The organism is Streptomyces sp. NPDC051207 (assembly GCF_040682395.1).
Lineage (GTDB): Bacteria > Actinomycetota > Actinomycetes > Streptomycetales > Streptomycetaceae > Streptomyces.
In genome coordinates this window covers 111,391-127,585 of record NZ_JBFBAX010000011.1, presented here as the reverse complement: position 1 = coordinate 127,585, position 16,195 = coordinate 111,391, and the positions used below count along the sequence as shown (strand labels likewise).

Here is a 16,195-nt window from a genome sequence, read left to right as displayed (position 1 = left end):
GCGGTCAGTCGCGCAGCGCCCGGCGGTGGTCGTCGCCGCGCAGGGTGAGCAGAGCGAGCGTGCTGACGGCGCAGGTGACGACCACGTAGTACGCGGGGATGTCGATGTTGCCGGTCCGCTGGATCACCTCGGTGATGATCAGGCCCGCGCACCCGGAGAAGACCGCGTTGGCCAGCGCGTACGCCAGGCCGAGACCGGTGTAGCGGGCCCGGGTCGGGAACATCTCGGCGAGCATGGCGGGCCCGGGTCCCGCCATCAGGCCGACGACCGCGCCCGCGGTGAACACGGCGAGGCTCTGGGCGGCCGTCGAGGCGTCCGGGTCCTGCAACAGGTTCAGCAGCGGGAACGCGAGGACGACCACCAGCACCGCCCCCGCCGTCATCACCGCACGCCGCCCGATCCGGTCGCTGAGTGCGCCCGCCGGGATGATGGAGGCCGCGAAGCCCAGGTTGGCCAGCACCGTGGCGACGAGCGCCTGCTGGAAGGTGGCGTCGAGGGTGCTCTGGAGGTAGGACGGCAGGACGACCAGGAAGGTGTAGCCCGCCGCGGACCAGCCCATGAGCCGCCCGGCACCGAGCGCGATGGCCTTCGCCACCTCACGCGCGGGGGCGGCCTGCGCGGGGCCCCCGTCCGGGGGCGCGGTCCGGGTGCGCCGGAAGGACGGGGTCTCCTCCAGCTTCAGTCGCAGCCACAGGGCGACCAGACCCAGCGGCAGGGTCAGCAGGAACGGCAGCCGCCAGCCCCAGTCGTTCAACCGGGGTTCGCTCAGCACGCCGGCCAGTACGGCCGCGATGCCCGCTCCGGCGAGCAGCCCGAGCGCCACCGTGAAGGACTGCCAGGCCCCGTACAGCCCGCGCCTGCCCGGCGGGGCGAACTCCGTCATGATCGAGACGGCGCCGCCGAACTCCCCTCCGGCGGACAGGCCTTGCAGGATGCGCAGCAGCGTGAGCAGCCAGGGCGCCGCCGCCCCCAGTGTCGCGTACGTCGGCAGCAGGCCGATCAGCGTGGTGGCGCCGGTCATCAGCAGGATGACCAAGATCAGCGTGGGGCGCCGTCCGATCCGGTCGCCCAGGCGTCCGAAGACGGCGGCGCCGATCGGGCGGAAGAAGAAGGCGAGCGCGAAGGACGCGTACGTCTTGACGAGCGCCTCGGCGTCGCTGCCGCCGTCGGGGGTGAAGAAGTTGGCGGCGATGATGGTGGCGAAATACCCGTAGACGCCGAACTCGTACCACTCGATGAAGTTGCCCACGGACCCCGCCACCAGTGCTCTGCGGGAGCGTGGCGGTGTGCCGGTCTCTTCGGCCCGGTGTCGCAGATGCGGGGTCATGCGGCGCCCCTCCACCGTCGGGGATGCCATGCGGACGGGAGTGTTCCCCATGGGTGGAGGTTAGTTTCATCAGAGGCAAGTGGCCTGTCAATAACTTTCACCCCGCCGTCGGCCGCCCGGTCGGCAGCCGGCCGAGGGCCCCGCACATGGGTGCTCGCCCTGGCGGCCATGCGTGTTCTGCCAGGGCGAGCGGGACCACTACGGCGCCCGCGCGGCCTGTGGCACGAGGGCCGCGCGGAAGCGGTGGTCAGCGGGTGTAGGTGACCCGGTGTTCCTTGAGCGAGCCGCAGTTGGAGCCGGACACCGACACGTGCACGTTGCCGATGTGACCGCCCCAGTCGACGCAGTGGCCCTTGCCGTAGACGTAGGCCGGGCCCGCGTACGAGGTGTACTCGCCCCAGTCGCCGTCGTTCTCCTCGGTGTCGACGACGTAGATCCAGGTGGACATGTCCATGGCCGTGCCCGGGTTGTTGCGGATCGTGGCGACGCAGTTCTTGCCGGTGGCGGAGTTGTACGTCAGGTAGACGGTGCCCAGCGAGCCGACGGCCGCCGAGTTCACGGTCGTGTAGCCGCTGCCGCAGACCTTCTGCGGCGTGGTGTTGGGCGCGGCCGAGGCGGGCGCGGCCAGGGCCGTCACCGTTCCGAGCGACAGGGCCGCTAACGCGGCGGTGGCCATGGCGGAGTGGGTGAAGCGCATTTTTCCCCCTTGTAAGGCGCGGAGTTGGTTGCTCCTGCCTGGTGTGACCCGCAGGGCGTCCACATGGTTGTGCCCTGTCCGTCAGGTTCGCCGGGCGGGGGGGGGGTGCGCGGGCTTCAGCGGTTGATCGTGTCGCGGGTCTGGGCGTACACCGTCGCGTCGGTGAGCAGGGCCATGTGGCCGAGGCAGGCGGTCTTGGTGTTGACCGCACCGGACAGGGCGACCGAGCTGTCCGGGTTGATCACCGTGTCGCAGGGCGACCACCAGGTGGCGTAGCGGGGGGAACCCGGCGTCTCGTCACCGGAGTTGAGCGCGGTGAGGAAGGCGGAGCCGGGGCGCATCTCGGTGCAGGACGTGTCGAAGCAGCTGTGGGCGGTGTCGGTGCCGTGGTTCGGGCCGCCCAGCGACACCCAGGCGTCGACCTTGGAGGTGCCGCCGAGGTTCTTCAGGTAGTGGCGGGAGGAGAGCCCGCCCATGGAGTGGGTGACGATGTCGACCGCGCTCGCGCCGGTGGCGGCCAGGAGGCGGTCGACCTCGGCGGCCAGCTGCTGTGCGGTGGTGGCGTTCGACTGGCGTGAGTCGTACGTCCATTGGCGCAGGTGGGAAGACGGCCAGCCATCGGCCCTGAAACGGTCGGCCATGGTGTTCCAGTTGCTGCCGTCACCGTTGTAGCCGTGCACGAACAGGACGGGATGGCTGCCGGTGGTGAAGCCGGAGCCGGCCGACGCCTGGGCGGGAACCGACACCTGAACGGCGAGAAGCGCACCGGCAACGGCGACGGTGGCGGTCACGAGGGATCTCTTCACGCGGACACCTCAAGGGGGTGGGCAAAGCGCACGACAGCGCTTCGCGGCGGGGGAGGACACCGGTGTCGTGGGGGGCGGACCGAGCGTACTGACCAGTAGGTACGGTGGGTCAAGAGCCGTGCGCCGGGTTTCTCCCCCGTCCCTCCGCAAGCCTGACGCCTCAGTACACGGCAGAACGCGACACGGCAAGGCGCGGTTGCGGACCGGGTGCGGGGCCCGTTCGGCAGGCCCGCACCCGGTCCGGACAGCGATCACACGGTCAATGGCGTCAGGTGCGTCAGGTGTGTCAGTGGCGTGAGTGGCCGTCAGCGGCCCAGCCCGACGGGCGTGTGGCGGGTGGCGGCACGCGCGCGGGCCGCCTGCAGGACGGCCAGCAGGACCTGTTTGCTGGAGTACCGGTCACGGACGTCGCACAGGACGACCGGGGTGGCCGGGTCGAGGGCCAGCGCCGAGCGCACTTGTTCGGCCGAGCAGTCCCGGCGGCCGTGGAAGCAGTTGACGCCCACGGCGAACGGGATGCCCCGCTCCTCGAAGAAGTCGATGGACGCGAACGACGTCTCCAGCCGCCGGGTGTCGGCGAGGACGACCGCGCCGAGGGCCCCCACGGCCAGGTCGTCCCACATGAACCAGAAACGGTCCTGACCCGGGGTGCCGAACAGATAGAGCACCAGGTCGGGCGCGATCGTGATGCGGCCGAAGTCCATCGCCACCGTGGTCGACGACTTGCCCTCCACACCCGACAGGTCGTCTATGCCGAGGCTCGCCTCCGTCATCCGCTCCTCCGTCTCCAGCGGAGGGACCTCACTCACCGAGCCCACCATCGTGGTCTTGCCCACGCCGAAGCCGCCCGCGATGAGAATTTTCAGCGCGGTCGGCATGACCGGCTCAGAGTTGACGGATACCATCCATCACCCTTTCGATGAGTTCCACGCTCGGCTGGCTCTCCCGCCCGGGCGGTGACTGGACCAGGATCAGCTCGGCGTCGAGCAGGTCCCCGCACAGGACCTTCACCACGCTGATGGGCAGATCGAGGAAGGCGGCGATCTCGGCGAGCGCCAGGGCACGATCCCGGCACAGATCCATGATCTGCGCCGCCTCCGGCTCCAGATGACCGGGGTCGGATTCCTGCTCGGACCGCGCGACGACGAGTGTGATCAGTGTGAACGCGTGCTGGCTGTGGCGGGTACGGCCGCCCGTGATGGCGTAGGGCCGGAGGTAGCGCCCGGCCTCCGGGCCGTCGCGCCACCGCGGTTCACGCATCGTGGACGGAGCCGTCAGGGGACTGCACCCGAGGTGCCGCCGACAGATATTGGCCCACCTGTTTGACGAGTGTGCCCATCTCGTACGCCATCATCCCGACGTCCACCTCCTGCGAGGCGAGCGCGGCCAGCCGTGCGCCCTTGCCCGCCGCGGTGACGAAGAGGAACGCCTTCTCCATCTGGATGACGGTCTGCTGGACCCACCCGCTGTGGAAGTGGCGCGCGGCACCGCGGGCGAGGCTGTGCACACCCGAGGCCACGGCGGACAGGTGCTCGGCGTCGTCGCGGAGCATGTCCTTGGACTTGCCGATGAGGAGGCCGTCCCCGGTGAGCACGATAGCGCAGCGGATCTCCGGAATCCGGTCCACCAGGGCGTCAAGGAGCCAGTCCAGTTGAGGTCCGGTGTGTACCTGCTCAGTCATTGCGAATGCGTTCCTCACAGTTCGTGGGCACTGGGTCCTGCCGAATCGTCCCGCCGCCCGCGGTCACCGGGCGGCTCGTCGTCCTGGGCTGTCCAGGCCCGCTTCAGCCCTTGGTGGATGGCGCTCATCGCGCGCGCCGACGCGGCCGGGGAGATGGTCTCGTCGTCCTCCTGCCGGTCGGTGCCCTGCGTCGCCTCCTTGCGCAGCTGCTGCGCCAGGCTGGCTCCCTTGACCCGCTGCGGCAGGACCGAGGGCGTGGTCAGCGGACGGGGCCGGTCCGGCACCGGGGACGGGGCAGCCGCCCGCGGCGGGGAGGTGTCCCGCGCGGGAGCCGGACCGGAGGGGGTCAGCCCCTGCCCGGAGGGAACGGCGGGTCCTTGCCCGGAGGACGCGGGGCGGGGCCGCGCGGCCCCCCTGTCGCGGCGCGGCAGACCCGGCTGCCCGGCCGCGGACGAGGCTTCCCGCGAGGGCGGCGCCTGACGCTCCGTCCGCGGATCGCGCTGGGCGGGAGAGGAAGGCATCGACCGGTGCGCGGCCCCCTCGGCGGGTTCCGGTGCCGGTGGTGCGGGGTGGTCCGACGGTGGGGGCAACAGGCCAGCACCTCCGTACTCGGGGAAACCGCTGCTGTCCGACAGCCGCGTGTGAGTGATGACGTCGCCGGCGGGCGGGCCCCCGGCCGGGCTTCCCGCGAAGGCCTCCTCGCGCCCGGCGGCCAGGCTGTCCGCGGGCGGGGCGTCCGTCCGGCCCTGGAGGGGACGGCCGACGGTGACGGACGACTCGAGCTGGTCCAGAACCGGCGAGGAGACCTCTTCCAGCAGGCCGACGGGCACGATCACCACGGCGAGGGTTCCGCCGTAGTCGGACTCGCGCAGGGCGACCTTGATGCCGTGCCGTTCGGCGAGCCGCGCCACCACGAAGAGTCCGAGGCGCGGGTCCTCGCCCAGCGCCGTCATGTCGACCTTCGGCGGCCGGGCCAGCAGTTCGTTGGCGCGCTCGCGCTGCTCCGGCTGCATGCCGAGACCCTGGTCCTCGACGTGCAGGGCCAGGCCCTTGCCGACGCGCTGCGCGCTGACGGTCACCTGGGTGTGCGGCGGGGAGAAACTGGTGCCGTTCTCGATCAGCTCCGCGAGCAGGTGCGTCACGTCGGCGACGGCCCTGCCGCTGAGCGCCAGCCGCCGGTCCGCAGGCGTGTTCCGCACCCTGACCCGGGTGTACTGCTCGGTCTCCGACACCGCGCTGCGCATCAGGTCGGTGATCGGGACGGGCGGCGTCATGCGGCGGTTGGGCGCGGCGCCGCTGAGGATCATCAGGTTCTCGGTGTGCCGGCGCACACGGGTGGCCAGGTGGTCGACCCGGAAGATGTCCTTGAGCAGGTCCGAGTCCTCGTGCTTGCGCTCGAGGTCGTCCAGCAGCGAGATCAGACGGTGGATCAGGATCTGGGCGCGGCGGATGAGCTGCGCGACGACCTTCTCGGTGCCCTCGCGGCCCCGGGACTGCTGCAGCGTGGAGTCCGCGGCGACCTGCACCAGCTGGTCGATGGCCGCGGACAGCTGCCCGAACTCGTCGGCCGGCTGCTGCTGCGGCCGGCCGAGCACGGCCGGGTCGACCTGCTCGCCGCGCGCGGTCCGGGCCAGGATGTCGGGCAGCCTGGTCGCCGCCAGCTGCTGGGTGCTGGACCGGATCTCGGCAAGCCGGCCGGCCGTGGAGCGGCGGGCGCGCAGCGCCAGCAGCGCCCCGCCGGCCAGGGCCGCGAGCGTGACCGCCGTGCCCAGCAGCGTGGCCAGCATCAGCTCGTCGGAGCGGTCGGCGGCCTGGCCGGACAGGCCGTCCAGGGAGTCGCTGCCCAGATCCTGGAAGCCGCCGACCACGCTTTCGGCGGCGGTCGGCCAGGACGAGGCCTGATCCGGCAGGGAGGTGCCCTTGCCGCCGCTGACGGCCTGCTCCACGGCGGTCACCGTGCCCCACTGGGAGCCCCCGATGATCCGCTGGTACGTCCCGGCCGCGTCCCCGGGCAGGTCCTGCGTGCTCAGCCGCGCCCGGACCGTCCGCTGGACGGCCAGGTACTGCGCGAAGCGGGCCCGGTCCGTGGCGCTGAGCCGGCCGCCGGGCAGGGCGCCGGCGAGGAGGGCGTCCTCACGGGCGAGCATCTCCGTGATCTGCGCCAGGGCGATCACGGCGTCGCCGCCCCGGTCGAGTTCCCCGTCCTCGCTGTGCAGGGCCGAGGCCAGCCGGGGCAGGCCCTGGGAGACGGCGTCGGTGAAGTACGCGAAGGCGTCCCCGGCCGGGACGGCCCGGGAGTCGATGGCCCGGCGGTGCTCCGTCAGCGCCTCCAGCGCGACGTCGAGCGCCCGCGTCTCCGACCGCAGGGCCGCCGTGTCCAGCGCGGACGTGCCGCGGCGGAACCGTGCGACGGCCGCGTCGGTCTTCTCCCGGGCCGCGTTGAGGTCCTCGCGGGCGGAGGCGGTACGCCCGGTCTGCCACAGCGCGGTGAGCCGTCGCTCGTCCTGCAGCCGCGACAGCACCTCCTGCACCGGGCGGGCGGCCGATATGTGGTCGGCGTCCGCGTGCAGCCGGATCTGCTCGTCCACGAGGGTGGCCGCCGTATAGCCCCACAGCCCGCCCAGGCAGACCGCGGGGACGAGGAACGGGACGACGAACGAGGGTCGCAGAGTTCTGCGAGGAGCGGAGCGGTGACGTGGCCGCCGGTCGCGGGTGCCTGGCATCTGATTCCTCGTGCAGCAGCGATACACCGGTGTCTTGGGTGCGCAGCGCCGACCTTCCCCGCGCAGTGGCCCGGTGGCCCACCGTGATCGAACATCGCGCGAGCTGCACGTTATCAGGAGCGTCGCGCAGCGTCACCTCAAGTCGGATCAACTTGCATGGATGACCAGGGGAGTTGAGAATTTCGCGTCCTCATGGGGCTGTTGCCCGTTACCGTCCGGTGCGGCGGCGGGTCACAGCAGGGCGAGCAACCGGGGGGTGTACAGGGCTTCGGCGGAGGCGATCCCGGCCACCATGTCGAAGTAGATCGCGGTGAGTTCGGGGTCCGACTGCACGGCCCGCAGCAGGGACAGGCGCTGCTCGTGCGGGTCGAGCCGGGCGACGCCCAGGGTGGCCTCGTAGCCCGGGGTGAGACGGCCGTCCCGCTCCTCGGCGAACCGGGCGAGCGCCGCGTCCAGGCGTACGGGATCGCCGCCGAGCGTGCCCTCCAGCCCTCGTGCCAGGGTCTCCACCTGCCAGAAGGCGTCGCTGATCCCGCGAGCGGTGATGGAGTCCTTGTGGTGCCCGGCGTCGCCGACCAGGACCCAGCCGGGGCCGGCGGCCCGGCGGAAGAAGTTCTGCTGGTCGCCGGTGCCGCGCAGGCGCTCCACCGGCTGCCTGCCGATCAGCCGCTCGCCCAGGGCGGGCGCGGTGCGGCGGATCTGCTCCTGGTAGGCGCGGTGCGCGTCGGTGCGGACCTCGTCGAAGCGGGACTGCGGGAAGTAGGCCAGGACGAGGGTCGCCCCGTCGTTGGTGGGCACGGCGGCGACCCAGCCACCGGGCCGCTCGTACAACTCCAGGCAGGCGGGCACGTCCTGCCAGTACGTGTAGTACGCGCACGTCAGCAGCGGGTCGCGCACGGTGTACGGGGCCGCCGCCAGGCGGGCGACCTCGGAGCGCATGCCGTCCGCGCCGATCACCAGGCGCGCGCGTTCGGTGAAGGTCCGCCCGCCGTGCCTGGCCTCGACACCGACGACCCGTCCGGTGCCGTCCCGCAGCAGGCCGGTCACCCGGCAGCGCTCACGGAACTCGGTGCCCGCCGCGACCGCCGCGTCGACCAGCAGGGCGTCCAGGAAACGGCGCCGCGGGGCGAACCCCTCGCGGTGTCCCCCCACCCCCCGGGCGCATCCCTCGAGGCGGATGTCGGCGACCTCGTACACCGTGTGCGTCAGCGGCGGGCACCCCGAGGCGCGCACCCGGTCCAGCAGCCCCCAGCGGGCGAGCGCCGCGACACCGGGCTGGTGGATCAGATGCGTCGACAGGACGTCGGAGCCGTACGTCCCCTTGTCGACCAGGAGGACCCGGTACCCCGCGCGGGACAGCAGCAGGGCGGTTGACGCGCCGGCGCAGCGCGCCCCCACCACGATGGCGTCGTACATGCGAATGCCTCACAACAGACGTGGATGAGTCAGGACGTGTGGGGGAGGGCCGGCGGACGCGGACGGTCAGCGGGCGTGGCCGAGTTCGGTGAGCAGCGCACGGCGGTCGATTTTGCCATTGGGGTTGAGCGGCAGCCGCTCCAGGGCGGCGATCCGGCGGGGCATCATGTACGGCGGCAGCCGGCCGCCCAGTGCCGCGTACAGCCGGTCGGGGTCGCAGCCGGAGCCGCTGACGGCCGCCAGGAGTTCCGGCTCGCCGTCCGCGGCGGGCACGGTGACGGCGACCGCGTCGCGCACCCCGGGCTGCTGCCGCAGCGCGGCCTCGATCTCACCCAGCTCGACGCGGTGACCGCGGATCTTGACCTGGTGATCGGTGCGCCCCAGGTGCACGAGACGACCGTCCCGGACGGTGACCCGGTCCCCGGTCCGGTACCAGTGCCGTTCCGGAGGCGGGCCGCCGTCGGCGGGCCGCAGGTCGTCGGTGAGGAAGCGCCCCGCGTTGTGCGCCTCGTCCAGGTAGCCGGAGAACCGCAGCGCGCCGCGCACGCACAGTTCGCCGCTGTCGCCCGGCCGGCCCTCCTCGTCGAGCAGCAGCAGGTCGAGGGCCGGGTAGCAGGTCCCGATCGGCGCTGTGCCGTTGGGCGTGCGCGGCCAGTCGGCCGGGTCGTCGGGGAAGCGGTAGGCGGTGCAGGAGATGGTCAGTTCGGTGGGGCCGTAGAGGACTTCCAGATGGCTGTGCGTGGCGGCCGTGCGCCACTCGCGGGCCGCTTCCAGGGTCAGCGGCTCGCCGCCGAACACGCTCCAGCGCAGCGTCGGCATGCTGCCCGGCGTGAGGGTGCCGAGGCGGGAGGCGAAGGAGATGAGCGACGGCACGGAGAACCAGTGGGTCAGCCGCAGGCTGTTGACGGTCTTCACCGGGGACAGCAGCTGGCCGCGGTCGGGCACCACGAGCGTGCCGCCGCCCGCCCAGGCGACGAACAGGTCGTGGACGGAGCCGTCGAAGGTCAGCTCGAACGTCTGCGACAGACGGCTGCCCGGCCCGATGCCGTACCGGCCGGCGACCTGCTCCAGATAGGCGCACAGATTGCGGTGCCGGATCGGCACGCCCTTGGGAACGCCGGTCGAACCGGACGTGAAGATGATGTACGCGAGGTCGTCCGGGCCCGCCTGCCGGTGCGGCACGTCGGGCGCGGGCCCGTCGGCGAGCGCGGCCAGGTCCGCGGGCCCGGCCGCCTCCACGGGCACGCCGAGGTCCGCCGCGGCGCCGGGCTCCTCGGCCAGGACCAGGTCGAGGCCGGCCGCGGCGGCGATCTGGGCGGTGCGCGAGGCGGGATGCTCGGGGTTGAGCGGCACGACGGCCGCGCCGGCCCGCAGGATCGCCAGGTATCCGGCGTACGCGGTCACCGAGCGGGCCGCGAGCAGCCCCACCCGCCGGGGGGCGCCGCCGGCCGGGCCGGCCAGGCGGGCGGCGAGCCGTTCCGCGAGGCCGAGCAACTGACCGTAGGTCAGCTGTGTCCCGGCGACCTCCAGGGCCGTCTCGCCGGGATGCGCGGCGGCCGAGCGGGCGAACCAGTCGTAGGCGGTGCGCGGTGCGCTCATCGGCCGGCCGTCTGCAGTTCGCGCGTCCACTGCCGCAGCTCGCCGACCGTGCGCAGCCGGCCGAAGCCCTCCGGGTCGACCTCTTGGTCGCACCGTTTGGCCAGCTCCACCACGATCCGCAGCTTCGCCAGCGAGTCGATGCCGATGTCGGTGAGGGAGGAGGTGTCGTCGAAGCGGGTGCGCGCGTGCTCGCGCAGCACCCAGGCCGCGAGGTCGCCGCTGCCGTCGTCGTGCTCCTCGCCGGGCCAGTACCGGCGGGTCTGCCACGGGTACGGCGGCAGCGGCACGAAGGTCCCGGGCGCGCCGAACACGGCCGTCCAGTCGACGTCCTCACCGTCGCGGTAGCGGTCGGCGACGGCCGACAGGGGGCGCCCCTTCGGCTGCGGGGCGCCGGTGAGCGCCGCCGCCAGCTCCGCGTGGCTGCCGCCGACGACGGCCGTGCGGTGCGCGTGGTGCCCGCGCCGGGCGAGGGCGCTGTAGCAGATGTCGCGCACCGCGTACGACGCCCCGCCGCCGTCGGGGCACAGCCACTCCACGTACGACCGGGTCAGCGCCTCGAGGGCGGCGGCGCTGTGCGCGGAGAGCGCCAGGACATACGGTGTGCCGTCCGCCGCGGGGCGGGCCGGGGCGGACGGGACGCGGGCCTGCCGCAGGACCACGTGGGCGTTGAGGGCCGAGGAGCCCTGCCCGCAGATGCCGGCGACGGCCGGTCTGCCCCGGTCGGGCAGCGGCGTGAGCTCGCGCGGCACGGCGATCGGCAGCCCGTCCCAGTCGACGCCGGGGTGGGGTCTCTCCAGATGCAGGCTGGCCGGCACCTCGCCGTGCTCCAGGCACAGCACCGCCTTGATCAGACCGGCCATGCCGCCGCCGGCCTCGGCGTGCCCGATGTTGGTCTTGACCGAACCGACCAGCAGCGGCCGGTCGGCGGGGCGGCCCGCGCCGAGCACCCGGCCCAGCGCGGTCAGTTCCAGCGGGTCGAGAGCGGGCGAACCGGAGCCGTGCGCCTCGACGTAGTCGACGTCGGCGGGGTTCACCCCGGCGTCCTCGTAGGCCCAGCGGAGCACGTCGAGCTGGCCCTGGAGCGAGGGGTTGAGGACCGTGTCGCTGGTGCGGCCGTCGTTGCCGACGGCACTGCCCTGGATGACGGCGCGGATGCGGTCGCCGTCGGCCAGCGCGGCGGCCAGCGGCTTGAGCACCACGACCGCCACGGCGTCGCTCGGGGCGTATCCGTCCGCGCTCGCGTCGCCGAACTTGGAGCGCCCGTCGCGCGCCATGGCGCCGGCGTGGCTGAGGACGAGGCTCTCGTCCGGGCGCAGCGGGATGTTCACCCCGGCGGCCAGGGCCAGCGGGCTCTCCCCGGCCCGCAGGCTCTGCACGGCCTGGTGCACGGCGACCAGCGACGACGAGCAGGCCGTGTCCACCACGACGCTCGGGCCGCGGAAGTCGAAGAAGTGGGACAGCCGGGCGGGCAGCAGCGAACGGAAGTTGTTGAGGCTCGCGGCCGTCACGGACTCCTGGCCGCGCCGCAGGGCGACTTCGAGGTAGTCGGCCCGGGCATTCCCGACGAACACCCCGGTCCGGGTGCCCGCCAGCAGGTCGGGGCGCTGGCCGGCGTCCTCGAGCGCGTCCCAAGCCGTCATCAGCAGCAGACGCTGCTGCGGGTCGAGTTCGGCGGCCTCGGTGGGGGACATGGCGAAGAACTCGGCGTCGAAGTCGGCGACGCCCTCGACGTAGCCGCCGCGGCGGCCGGCTATCCGTCCCTGAGTGGGCTCGGGGGCGTGCAGGGCGTCCACGTCGTACCGGTCACCGGGCGTCTCGCTGGTGGCGTCCACGCCCGCGCGCAGCAGGGCCCACAGTTCGTCGGGTCCGGACGCACCGGGCAGCCGGCAGGCCATGCCGATCACCGCCACCGACCGAGCGTCCACGTCGGACCTGTTCATTGAGAGCACTCCGTTCCATGCGATCGCCACTGTCCGTACGTTATGGCGTTGTTGACCTTGCTCCAACGTAGCTCCCGCTTCCGGCGGGACTCTTGACGCGGTGGCCACTGAGAACGGGCCAGACACGGCCGTCACCCCTCGGGGGAGGGCGCGGCCTTCAGGAAAGCGGTGGGACCGTACGTAAGGACCACCGACGGGGCCTCCGGCGCCCCGAACTCGAAGATGCGTTCGAGTGTCGTCTGTCACGTTGATCGGGAGGCGCCGGTGTCGAAAACAAGCCCATCGCACGATTGTCGGGCGCAAAATCGTTTCTGTTCTGCGTCAACCGAGAAATGACGGGAAGTGATCGCTGGTGGTTCAAACATCGAAAAACTTGGACAGACTTCCAGAATGGCCACCTGTCGGCCGCCCCCGGAGGACACCCCGGACCGCCACCCCAGGGCAAGTCATCCTGGCAGCCCAAGTGTTGAGGGTGTGACAGGAGAGCAGGGAATGACCGAGAGGGGTGGCCCATCGAGGCCGATTCTCTGCTTTGATCGGACCTCATGGAATCCCTGTCATCCGAACACGATCGTCTCGCCGGCGAACAGAGGACGCTGCGGCTGAGGATTCTCGGCCTCAATGCGGTGGAAGCGGAAGCCACCTTTGACCGTATTGCGCGCCTCGCGGCCAGTTTCACCCATGCTCCGTTGGCCATGGTCAACTTCATCAATGACGAGCGGCAGATGTTCCGCGGAATGTACGTGCCGACGTCCTCCCCCGACGAGGCCGCGGACCCCGCCGGTGGCGGAATCCCGTTCGACCTGAGCAACCTCGCCCGCGAGGCGCCGGGCGACTACGGCTTCTGCCCCCACGTCGTCGCCCAGCGGACCCAGCTCGCCCTGGAAGACGTCTTCGACTACCCGCGCTTCAAGGGCAACCCCCTGGTCAACGACCTGGGAGTGCGGTCCTACCTGGGCACCCCGCTGCGCGACAACACCGGCATGATCCTCGGCACCGTGTGCGTCGCGGACTTCAAGCCCCGCACCTGGGACCGCCAACTGCGGCAGGGCATGCACGAGCTGACGGAGACCCTGCTCTCGGAGTTCCGGCTGCGCGACAGCCTGCTCGCGCAACAGCAGGAGCTGTTCGCCGTCTTCGACGGGGCTCCGTTCCCCATCATGCTCACCGAGGGCCCCGAGCACCTGCTGCGCTACGCCAACGGCAGGCAGGGCCAGGCCTTCGGCATGGTCCGGCAGTTCAGCCCGGGGCGGCAGGTGCTGCCCGGCCTCGACGCGGTCGGCGTCTTCAAGGCGATGGACGACGCGCTCAGCACGGGCCGTCCCACCACGGTGCCGCAGGTGGCGCTCAGGACGTGCGACGCCCCGATGCCGCAGGAGTTCAGCTTCCTGTGCACGCCCGTGCGCACCTCGCCCGGCGCGCCGTTCAAGGGCGTGCTCACGGTGGCCATGAACACCACGGGCCAGAGCTACGGCGGCGCGGAGCCGCAGGCCTTCGCGGCGAATGTGCAGCAGCAGTTCGAGCGGCTGGGCGGGGGACCGTTGTCCGACTGAGTGCCGTGGCCGTGGGTGGGGGGGTGCCTGGGCTCGCGCCGGGGTCCGGCGCTTCGGTGGCGGTCGCTTCGCACATCGCGGTGGCAGGGCGCTGCGGAGGGCGAGGACGGTGCGGAGCGTACGAACGGCGGCAGGCCCGGGAATGGCGTGAAGCGGTGGGACGCAGGGGCGGTCGCCGGGGGCGGGGCCGGGGGCCGATGTCCGGGCGGCTGCCGTGGTGGTGGAGCTGTGCCTCCGACGGCGCTGCGCTCGCCGGCCGGGACGCGCCCTCCGCCGACTGCCGACCACCGCGCGCCGACCGCCGTGCCCTGCCCGCACCGCCGACCGCGACGGCCGCGGGGGATGTCACAGGCGATGCGCCAGGGACCGCGACGCCCGCAGAGAGGGGCGGGTTCGCCCGCCCCGGACTCGATCACGCGTGGAGGACCAGCCTCGATGACCGCGCCCACCACGGACGACGTCGTCCGACAGGCCCGACGAGCCCTTCGCGAGGGCGACTTCGCCGCGTCGGTGCGGCTGTACGCACAGGTCCTGGGCCGCCCGCCCGTCGGTCCGGACACCGAGGACGCCGACACCCTGCAGGCCCGTGCCGACTACGCGCTCGCGTTGCAGGGGCTCACCCGCCACACGCTCGGCGAGGTCCAGTTGCAGCACGCCCTGGAGGGGCAGAAGTCCCTCCTGGGCCCGGACCATCCCGCCACGCTGACGACGATGGCCCGGCTGGCCGACAACGTCGGTGAGCAGCGCCGGTCGGCGCAGGCCTACGAACTCGCCCGCACGGCCGTCAACCACGCCCTGCGAGCCCTCGGCGCCGACCACCCCGCGGCACTGACCGCACGTCTCAGCCTGGGCCGCGCGCTGTCCCTCACCAGGCCCTACGAGGCCGAGCCCGTCGTACGCGCCGCACTGCGGGACATCGACCGGGTGCTCGGCCCCGGGCACTGCGACAGCTGGGCCGCACGCCACCTCCTGGCGGGGATCCTGCGTGCGGCGGGCAGGCTGGCGGAGGCGGAGACCGCCGCCCGTGAGGTGATCGCCGTACGGCGGCGGCACCAGGGCGCCGAACACCCGGACACCCTCAGGGCGCAGGCCGACCTGGCGCTGGTCCTGTGCGCCGCCGGCCGTACGGGTCAGGCCCGGGCGCTGATACAGACGGTGGTGGACGTCAGCACGGTGGCCCTGGGGGCGGAGCACCCGTACACCGTGCGCTTCCGCCGGGACCGTGAGGCGGTCGCCGGGTGACGGGTCCGGCACGGCTGCCGCAGGCGCGTCGCGCTCCTCCCGTCACGGCGGGCCGTGTCCGTCATCCCCAGTCGCAGCCGGTTCCGTCGCCGTCGCGGTCGAGATGACGGCCGTAGCCGGGATCGCCCCGGTGGACGGGGGCGGCTCCTGCGGCCCGTGCCGCGGCGCAGTTGTCGTAGGAGACGCTGCCTCCGTCGCTGCCGCCGGTGCTGTCGTCGGCGCCGGCGTCGGAGGCCGGCTCGGCGGTGACCGTCTTCGTGACTTTGACCTTGACCTTCACGGTCTCCGTGGGCGCGGGCTCGGGCTCCGCGGTCGTGGTGGCGGTGGCGGTGACGGTCGCGGTGGGTTGCGCCTTCGCCGCGGCCGGCTGCGCGTCGTCCGTCGGCTGCGAGTCGGCCGCGCCGGCTCCGATGCCGAGGAAGAAGACGAGGCCGAGAGCGGGCAGCACGTAGCGCTTGCGCGCCCACTTCGGCGCCGGCCGGTCCGGCGTCACGTACGGATGGGTCATCTCGCCCCCTGGTGAATCGTGAGAGCGCCAAGAGTAGATGACCGGTGAACAAGATGTGATGGATTGATGAAGACTCGCTGCTTCGCCGCGGTGAAGGGCTGCCGAGGGCTGCCGGGCCCGGTCGTCGGCCGGGGCGCGCGGTCAACGGCGTGCCGCACGTGCACCGCCATATCCTCACCAGGCCGACCAGTGCCGCCGCGATGCGAAGTGAGGCCCTTGCATGACGACCGCACTCGCGCTGAGAGAGATCACCCCGGCCAGCTTCGACGCGGCGATCGGCCTGCGGGTCCGGCCCGGTCAGGAGCACCTGGTGCCGCCGGTCGTGACGTCGCCGGCCGAGGCGTACGTCCATCACGGTGTCGCCTGGCCCCGCCTCGTCGTCACCGGTGACCGGCCCGTCGCTTCCCTTGGCCTTCTTCGACATCGACTGGAAGGGCGGGCACCGGAACCGACCTCCGTTCGGGTCTGTGGCGGCTCGGCATCGCGGACGGCGAGCAGGGCCGGGGCCACGGGCGCTGCGCCGTGGAGTCCGTCGCCGCCGAGAGCCGCCGCCGCGGCGGCACCCGCCTGATCACCACCTGGCATCCGGGCGCGGGCCCCGAGGGCTTCTGCCTCAGGCTTGGATTCCGTCCGACGGGGGAGACCAGCGGGGGCCGGACAGTCGGCGAGCTGCACCTGCGCGGCTGAGACGGCCGGCCGTCAG

At 72.7% G+C, this 16,195-nt stretch carries 13 protein-coding genes and 1 pseudogene; 3 read left to right on the top strand and 11 right to left on the bottom strand.

Features of this window, described 5'->3' with window-relative positions:
- Positions 1–4: 4 nt before the first annotated feature.
- The 10 genes from AB0M97_RS14090 to AB0M97_RS14045 form a co-directional block, all read right to left on the bottom strand.
- Positions 5–1,327: an MFS transporter gene (locus tag AB0M97_RS14090; RefSeq protein WP_365961130.1), complete on the bottom strand. Its 1,323-nt coding sequence runs from the start codon at positions 1,325–1,327 to the stop codon at positions 5–7.
- 247 nt (positions 1,328–1,574) lie between these two features.
- On the bottom strand, positions 1,575–2,024 hold the full coding sequence (locus tag AB0M97_RS14085) for a spore-associated protein (protein ID WP_365961085.1): 450 nt from the start codon (positions 2,022–2,024) through the stop codon (positions 1,575–1,577).
- A gap of 116 nt (positions 2,025–2,140) precedes the next feature.
- Positions 2,141–2,830, bottom strand: coding sequence for a triacylglycerol lipase (locus AB0M97_RS14080; protein WP_365961084.1), 690 nt, complete (start codon positions 2,828–2,830; stop codon positions 2,141–2,143).
- A 305-nt stretch (positions 2,831–3,135) separates the two neighbouring features.
- A complete protein-coding gene (locus AB0M97_RS14075; RefSeq protein ID WP_365961083.1) occupies positions 3,136–3,735 on the bottom strand; it encodes an ATP/GTP-binding protein in 600 nt (199 codons plus the stop codon).
- Positions 3,716–4,090: a DUF742 domain-containing protein gene (locus tag AB0M97_RS14070; protein ID WP_365961082.1), complete on the bottom strand. Its 375-nt coding sequence runs from the start codon at positions 4,088–4,090 to the stop codon at positions 3,716–3,718. The genes AB0M97_RS14075 and AB0M97_RS14070 overlap by 20 nt, the downstream gene beginning before the upstream one ends.
- The gene (locus AB0M97_RS14065; RefSeq protein ID WP_365961081.1) at positions 4,083–4,511 is read right to left on the bottom strand and encodes a roadblock/LC7 domain-containing protein; all 429 of its coding nucleotides are present in this window, start codon (positions 4,509–4,511) and stop codon (positions 4,083–4,085) included. Before AB0M97_RS14065 ends, AB0M97_RS14070 begins: the two co-directional genes overlap by 8 nt.
- A 14-nt stretch (positions 4,512–4,525) precedes the next feature.
- Positions 4,526–7,234, bottom strand: a complete 2,709-nt coding sequence (locus AB0M97_RS14060; RefSeq protein ID WP_365961080.1) for a nitrate- and nitrite sensing domain-containing protein — start codon at positions 7,232–7,234, stop codon at positions 4,526–4,528.
- 231 nt (positions 7,235–7,465) lie between these two features.
- Entirely contained in the window at positions 7,466–8,650 is a 1,185-nt protein-coding gene (locus AB0M97_RS14055) for an NAD(P)/FAD-dependent oxidoreductase (protein ID WP_365961079.1), read from the bottom strand.
- 66 nt (positions 8,651–8,716) lie between these two features.
- Positions 8,717–10,249, bottom strand: coding sequence for an amino acid adenylation domain-containing protein (locus AB0M97_RS14050; RefSeq protein WP_365961078.1), 1,533 nt, complete (start codon positions 10,247–10,249; stop codon positions 8,717–8,719).
- Entirely contained in the window at positions 10,246–12,189 is a 1,944-nt protein-coding gene (locus AB0M97_RS14045; protein WP_365961077.1) for a beta-ketoacyl synthase N-terminal-like domain-containing protein, read from the bottom strand. Before AB0M97_RS14045 ends, AB0M97_RS14050 begins: the two co-directional genes overlap by 4 nt.
- A gap of 545 nt (positions 12,190–12,734) precedes the next feature.
- Here AB0M97_RS14045 and AB0M97_RS14040 point away from each other — a divergent pair.
- Entirely contained in the window at positions 12,735–13,742 is a 1,008-nt protein-coding gene (locus AB0M97_RS14040; RefSeq protein ID WP_365961076.1) for a GAF domain-containing protein, read from the top strand.
- Positions 13,743–14,177: 435 nt separating this feature from the next.
- On the top strand, positions 14,178–14,984 hold the full coding sequence (locus tag AB0M97_RS14035) for a tetratricopeptide repeat protein (RefSeq protein ID WP_365961075.1): 807 nt from the start codon (positions 14,178–14,180) through the stop codon (positions 14,982–14,984).
- A gap of 61 nt (positions 14,985–15,045) precedes the next feature.
- Here the strand turns inward: AB0M97_RS14035 and AB0M97_RS14030 are convergent, their stop codons facing one another.
- Positions 15,046–15,492, bottom strand: coding sequence for an excalibur calcium-binding domain-containing protein (locus tag AB0M97_RS14030; RefSeq protein WP_365961074.1), 447 nt, complete (start codon positions 15,490–15,492; stop codon positions 15,046–15,048).
- Between the two features lie 220 nt (positions 15,493–15,712).
- Here AB0M97_RS14030 and AB0M97_RS14025 point away from each other — a divergent pair.
- A pseudogene (locus AB0M97_RS14025) lies at positions 15,713–16,179 on the top strand (GNAT family N-acetyltransferase).
- The last annotated feature ends 16 nt before the right edge of the window (positions 16,180–16,195 follow it).

Coding starts and splice junctions, on each gene's coding strand:
- AB0M97_RS14090 (WP_365961130.1), bottom strand. CDS start 1,327: ATGACCCCGCATCTGCGACACCGGGCCGAAGAGACCGGCACACCGCCA.
- AB0M97_RS14085 (WP_365961085.1), bottom strand. CDS start 2,024: ATGCGCTTCACCCACTCCGCCATGGCCACCGCCGCGTTAGCGGCCCTG.
- AB0M97_RS14075 (WP_365961083.1), bottom strand. CDS start 3,735: ATGGTATCCGTCAACTCTGAGCCGGTCATGCCGACCGCGCTGAAAATT.
- AB0M97_RS14070 (WP_365961082.1), bottom strand. CDS start 4,090: ATGCGTGAACCGCGGTGGCGCGACGGCCCGGAGGCCGGGCGCTACCTC.
- AB0M97_RS14065 (WP_365961081.1), bottom strand. CDS start 4,511: ATGACTGAGCAGGTACACACCGGACCTCAACTGGACTGGCTCCTTGAC.
- AB0M97_RS14060 (WP_365961080.1), bottom strand. CDS start 7,234: ATGCCAGGCACCCGCGACCGGCGGCCACGTCACCGCTCCGCTCCTCGC.
- AB0M97_RS14055 (WP_365961079.1), bottom strand. CDS start 8,650: ATGTACGACGCCATCGTGGTGGGGGCGCGCTGCGCCGGCGCGTCAACC.
- AB0M97_RS14050 (WP_365961078.1), bottom strand. CDS start 10,249: ATGAGCGCACCGCGCACCGCCTACGACTGGTTCGCCCGCTCGGCCGCC.
- AB0M97_RS14045 (WP_365961077.1), bottom strand. CDS start 12,189: ATGAACAGGTCCGACGTGGACGCTCGGTCGGTGGCGGTGATCGGCATG.
- AB0M97_RS14040 (WP_365961076.1), top strand. CDS start 12,735: ATGGAATCCCTGTCATCCGAACACGATCGTCTCGCCGGCGAACAGAGG.
- AB0M97_RS14035 (WP_365961075.1), top strand. CDS start 14,178: ATGACCGCGCCCACCACGGACGACGTCGTCCGACAGGCCCGACGAGCC.
- AB0M97_RS14030 (WP_365961074.1), bottom strand. CDS start 15,492: ATGACCCATCCGTACGTGACGCCGGACCGGCCGGCGCCGAAGTGGGCG.